Raw genomic sequence first — 5,502 nt, 5'->3', positions numbered from 1 at the left:
CCCGAGGCTGACGCCTCCCGGGGCCGGCACCTCCGGGGGCCGTCGCGTCCGGCGACCGACGCCTCCGCACCGACCACGAAGGGCCGCACCGTCTCGACGGTGCGGCCCTTCGGCGCGTGTGGTGTGGTGCCGGGCGGGCCGCCCCGTGAAGAAGCTCCGGCCCACCGGGCACCACGCGCCCACCATGGGCGGGCTCGCTCACGGTACCTCCGCAGTCTGGGCACGCCAAGAACGCATCGCGTGAAAAACCCCTGTTCAGACGCAAAAATTAGCTAGACTGCCTAGCCAGCCGAGCCATGGGGCTCCCGAGGCCCGCCCTCGAGCAGCGAGTTAGCCGCCCCGGGTCGCGAGAGCGTCTAGCCTCTCGACGACGAGCAATTCTCCACAGCCTGTCCACAAAGCGAAAACCCGGGCCCGAGGTACGGTCGAGGGCGTGACCGACACCGCTGCCGCTGCCTCCCCCACGACCGACACCGCGCCTCCTGCCCCCGTGCTCGTGGTGATCGACCGGGCCCGGATCGGCGCCCGAGGCGAGGGCCCCGGGTGGCACGTCGCCGACGCGACCGAGCCGACCGTGAACGTCGTCGACCTGGGCGTGACGCGCGGCGACGGCATCTTCGAGGCGTTCGGCGTCGTCGACGGAGCCGTGCAGGCGCTCGAGCCGCACCTGCGCCGCCTGGCCCGCTCGGCGGCGCTCCTCGACCTGCCCGACCTCGACCTCGACCTGATCCGCGAGGCGGTGCTCGCCTCCGCTGCCGCCCACGCACCCGTGCCGTTCGCGTTGACCAAGTTGATCGTGACGCGCGGCCTCGAGGGCGTGCCCGACAGCGAGCCGACCGCCTGGGCGCGCACCGAGGTGTACGAGGACCACGCCGCCGAGCGACGCGACGGCATCCGCGTCGTGGCGCTCGACCGCGGCTACCGGCACGACGTCGCCCAGACCTCGCCGTGGCTGCTGCAGGGCGCGAAGACCCTCTCGTACGCCGTGAACAAGAGCGTCCTGCGCGAGGCCGCCCGCCGTGGCGCCGACGACGTGCTCTTCGTCAGCAGCGACGGGTACGCGCTCGAGGGGCCGTCGGCCTCGCTCGTCGCGCGCTTCGGCGACCGCTTCGTCACGCCACGCACCGACCAAGGCATCCTCGAGGGCACGACGCAGGCCGCCGTGTTCGACGCCCTGGCCGACCTCGGCCACGAGACCGCGTACGAGCTGCTGCCCCTCGCCCGCGTGCACGAGGCCGACGCCCTGTGGCTGCTGTCGAGCGGGCGCCAGATCGCCCCGGTGTCGGACCTCGACGGGCGGCCGTTCGCGATCGACCACGAGCTGACGACGACGCTCGTGGAGGCGCTCTGGGCCCGTCGCGACTGAGCCCTGCTCACGGCTCGGGGCGGGACACGCCGCACGGCGACGTCCGTCGTTCGAACGAATGTCCACCTTGCGAACGATGCGTCGGCCGATGGTGGCGATCGATCGGCGACCTGCGAGAGTCGGGAACGCGTCGATTCACGGCGACGCGACCCGCTCCACCCCGTTCCGCACGCGGTCGCAGGGCCGCAGAGATGAGCAGAACAATGAACATCGTCCACGCCTCCGGGCACCACCCCCTCGCGCACGACCTGGCTCCCACCGAGCCGATCGACATCAGCGCACTCCTCCTGGCAGAGGCCACGGCATGAACGCCGCCGACCTCTCCCGTCTCAGCCACGACCAGCTCGTGGCACACGTCCGTCGCTCCGTCGACGTGACCGGTCACTACGTGGCCGACCGCCGGGTGCCCGCCGCCCGCATCGAGGTCTACCCCAAGCGTCGACCCTCCGTCCGTGCCGACCGGGCGCAGGCCGACCGCGAGCCCGTCGTGTGCGGCACCGTCGTCGACATCACGCCGGGCCCCAGCTACGCCGACTTCTTCGCCCCCGCGGCGCAGCAACTCGCCACCGCCTGATCCCGGCCCGGCCTCGGCCGGACCACGCGACGACCGTCGTCCCCTCGGGGCGGCGGTCTTTCGCGTGCCCGGCGGACGCAGGAGGCGCGGTGCCGGCCCCGAGGACCCGCACCGCGCCTCCTGCGCTCGCGTCGTCGACGCCTAGGAGGCGCGGCTCCGCAGCAGCGTGAAGCTCGCGTCGCGCACGAGCAGCGTCGTGACGGGGCCCTCGACCTGCTGGCCGGGGTCGCTCGACGAGGCGAGTTCCCACTCGCCGTGGGGTGCGTCGGGCACGTTGAACTCGACGACCGCGGTCGACCCGTTGACGAGGTAGGCGAACGCGTCGGCGTCCTTGTGCGTCAGCACGAAGGTGATCGCCTTGTTCTCGCCCTGCTGCCAGTCACCGCTCGAGAACGAGTGGTCGTCGGCACGGCGCACCTGCACGTGGTCGTCGCTCTCGACCTCGGGGGCGTAGCGGAACCAGTCGGGGCGCAGGGCCGGGTTCTCGCGGCGCAGCGTGATGAGCTCGGTCGTGAAGGCGAGCAGGTCGCGGTCGGCGCGCTCCCAGTCGAACCACGAGATCTCGCTGTCCTGGCAGTAGGCGTTGTTGTTGCCGCCCTGGCTGCGCGCGATCTCGTCACCACCGAGGATCATCGGCACGCCGGCGCTGAGCAGCAACGTGCCGAGGAAGTTGCGGCGCTGGCGGTCGCGGTACTCGTTGACCGCGGGGTCGTCGGTGGGGCCCTCGGCGCCGCCGTTGAAGGACTTGTTGTCGCTCTCGCCGTCCTGGCTGTCCTCGCCGTTCTCCTCGTTGTGCTTCTCGGCGTAGCTCGTCAGGTCGGCGAGGGTGAAGCCGTCGTGCGCGGTGACGAAGTTGACGCTTGACAGCGGCGACCGGCGGTCGCCCTCGTAGACGTCGGGGCTGCCGAGCACGCGGTCCGAGAACGTCGACAGGACGCCGGGTTCGCCGTTCCAGAACTCGCGGACGTCGTCACGGAACTTGCCGTTCCACTCGGACCAGTCGGCCGGGAAGCCACCGACCTGGTAGCCGGCGGTGTCCCAGGGCTCGGCGATCATCTTGACGCTCTGCAGCACCGGGTCCTGGTGGATCAGCGTGAGGAACGCGCTGTGCTCGCTGGCCTCGCCGCCCTGACGGGTGAGGGTCGTGGCGAGGTCGAAGCGGAAGCCGTCGACGTGCATCTCGGTGACCCAGTAGCGCAGGCTGTCCATGATCAGGCCGAGTGCCGCCGGGTGGCTGACGTTGAGGCTGTTGCCCGTGCCGGTCGTGTCGAAGTAGTTGCCCTCGTCGCCCTCGACCAGGCGGTAGTAGGCGGCGTTGTCGATGCCCTTGAACGAGATGGTCGGGCCCATGTGGTTGCCCTCGGCCGTGTGGTTGTAGACGACGTCCATCCACACCTCGAGGCCGGCGGCGTGGAGGTCCTTGACCATCTGCTTGAACTCGGCGACCTGGCCGCCGGCCGTGCCCGCGGCCTTCGACGCGTACTCGTCGTGCGGCGCGAAGAAGCCGATCGAGTTGTAGCCCCAGTAGTTGCGGAGGCCCTTCTCCTCGAGGTGGCTGTCCTGCACGAACTGGTGCGTGGGCAACAGCTCGACCGCCGTGACGCCCAGGTCGGTGAAGTGCTTGATCGCGGCGGGGTGACCCATGCCGGCGTAGGTGCCACGGATGTCCTCGGGCACGTCGGGGTGCGTCTGCGTGAAGCCCTTGACGTGCACCTCGTAGACGACCGTGTCCTCCATCGGCGTGAGCGGACGCCGGTCGTCGCCCCAGTCGAAGTCGCGGTCGGCGATGACGTTGCGAGGCATGGCGGCGGCGGAGTCGGTGTCGTCGCGCGTCTCGGGCTCGTTCATGTCGTGGCCGAAGACGGCCTGGCCCCAGTCGAACGTGCCGTCGAGGGCGGTCGCGTAGGGGTCGAGCAGCAGCTTGTGCTCGTTGTGGCGGAGGCCGGCGGCCGGGTCCCAGGGGCCTGCGACACGGAGGCCGTAGCGCGAGCCGACCCGCGCCTCCTCGACCACGGCGTGGAAGACGTGACCGGTGCGGTTCGTCAGCTCGAAGCGGCGCTCGGTGCCGCCGTCGGCCTCGTCGTCGAACAGGCAGAACCAGACGTGGTCGGCGGTCTCGGAGTACACCGCGACGTGGGCGCCGCCGTCGGGCAGGGGCGTCACGCCGAGGGGGTAGGGCAAAGAGCGGGAGTCGGTCATGCTCCCAGCAGTACAGGAGGAGCGCTGCCGGCGGCCAAGCTGAGCGCCGTACCCCGCCGAAGTGTCCTCCCCACCCCGCACCTCCCCGCCCCCGCGTCCCGCCCCGCCCGCCCCTCCTCCTCCTCCCCACCCATGAACCCGGTTTCGAACGATGCACCTGGAAGCTTCCGGGTGCATCGTTCGAAACCGGGTTCATCGCGATCGCGTCGCCTCCTGCACCGTCCGGCTCCAGGACGAGTTCTCCATAGGCAAGGAGGCGCGGCGCCGGCCCCGGGACGGCGTTCGAGACCATGGCCCCGTGGACCACGCCGACCCGATGAGATGCGAACTGCGGTTCGCGGCGACGCACGGCGACGGCGCCCCCGAGACGGTCGCCCTGCGTTCCGGCGTCGCCGACGGCTCGCTCGTGCGCATCCACCGTGGCGTCTACGCGACGGCATCGGACTGGGAGCAGCTGGACTCCCGGGGGCGGCACGTCCTCCTGACGCGAGCTCTGGCAGCCGGCCCCGCGCGGAACTGCGTGGTCTCCCACGTCTCCGCCGTGGCCGCGCTCGACCTTCCCCGCGTCCACGACGATTTCGACGACACCGTCACCGTCACGGACCGGCGCCGAACCTCGACCAAGACGTCCTCCCACCTCCTCCGACGCCCAGGGGAGGTGCTTGCCGACGACGTCGTGCATCTCGGCGACTCGTCGGTCACCGGACTGCGACGGACGGCCGTCGACGTCGCCCGGACGGCCTCCTTCGCCGATGCCGTCCTGTGCTCGGACGCAGTCCTTCGCCGACTGGTCCTGCCGAACGGACATCGGACCGGGCCCGTGGTGGCCGCCACCCTCCGAAGAGAACGCGAGGCCTTGCTCGGCAGGCTCGGTCCCACCACCCACCCGGGAAATCGCGCAGCACGCCGTGCCTTCCAATTCGCCTCGCCGTTCGCCGAGAACGGCGGCGAATCGCTCCTCCGCGTGGCCCTGTTCGAACTCGGCCTCTCGAACGTCGAGCTGCAATGGGAGTTCCGCCTCGCGGACGGGCGGATCGCACGGTGCGACGTCTTCCTTGCTGCCGACGGTGTGGCCGTCGAGTTCAACGGCCTCGTGAAGTTGACCGATCCACGCATGCTCGCCGGCCGGACGCCCGCCGAGGTAATCCGCGACCGGACACGACGTGATCGGGCCCTGTGCGAACTGCCCGAGGTGCGCGCCGTCGTCAACTGCGAGTACCTCGATCTCGTGGCGCCCGCTCGACTCGCCGGCCTGCTCGGTGACGCCCACGTGCGACTCGACCCCCGCCGTGTCACGGCCGCCGCCCGCGAAGCCGCTCGTCGCTTCCGCGGTGACGCCTCATGAACCCGGTTTCGAACGATG

At 71.1% G+C, this 5,502-nt stretch carries 4 protein-coding genes; 3 read left to right on the top strand and 1 reads right to left on the bottom strand.

The window, feature by feature from the left end:
- The first annotated feature begins 433 nt into the window (after positions 1-433).
- Both BIV04_RS08230 and BIV04_RS08225 read left to right on the top strand, forming a co-directional pair.
- Entirely contained in the window at positions 434-1,366 is a 933-nt protein-coding gene (locus BIV04_RS08230) for an aminodeoxychorismate lyase (RefSeq protein ID WP_255364217.1), read from the top strand.
- 304 nt (positions 1,367-1,670) lie between these two features.
- Positions 1,671-1,940, top strand: a complete 270-nt coding sequence (locus tag BIV04_RS08225; RefSeq protein ID WP_071255724.1) for a hypothetical protein — start codon at positions 1,671-1,673, stop codon at positions 1,938-1,940.
- Between the two features lie 141 nt (positions 1,941-2,081).
- Here BIV04_RS08225 and glgX read toward each other — a convergent pair whose 3' ends face one another.
- Complete coding sequence (gene glgX, locus BIV04_RS08220; RefSeq protein ID WP_071255723.1) at positions 2,082-4,139, bottom strand: glycogen debranching protein GlgX; 2,058 nt, start codon at positions 4,137-4,139, stop codon at positions 2,082-2,084.
- A 298-nt stretch (positions 4,140-4,437) separates the two neighbouring features.
- On the opposite strand from glgX, the gene BIV04_RS08215 reads away from it, so the two are divergent.
- Positions 4,438-5,484 carry a hypothetical protein gene (locus tag BIV04_RS08215; RefSeq protein ID WP_071255722.1) on the top strand — a complete coding sequence of 349 codons (1,047 nt, stop codon included), beginning with the start codon at positions 4,438-4,440 and terminating at the stop codon, positions 5,482-5,484.
- Positions 5,485-5,502 lie beyond the last annotated feature (18 nt).

Origin of the sequence: Frigoribacterium sp. MCBA15_019 (assembly GCF_001864945.1) — a bacterium.
Classification (GTDB): Bacteria; Actinomycetota; Actinomycetes; order Actinomycetales; family Microbacteriaceae; genus Frigoribacterium.
The sequence above is the reverse complement of the archived record's forward strand: the minus strand, read 5'-3'. Positions and strand labels throughout refer to the sequence as shown.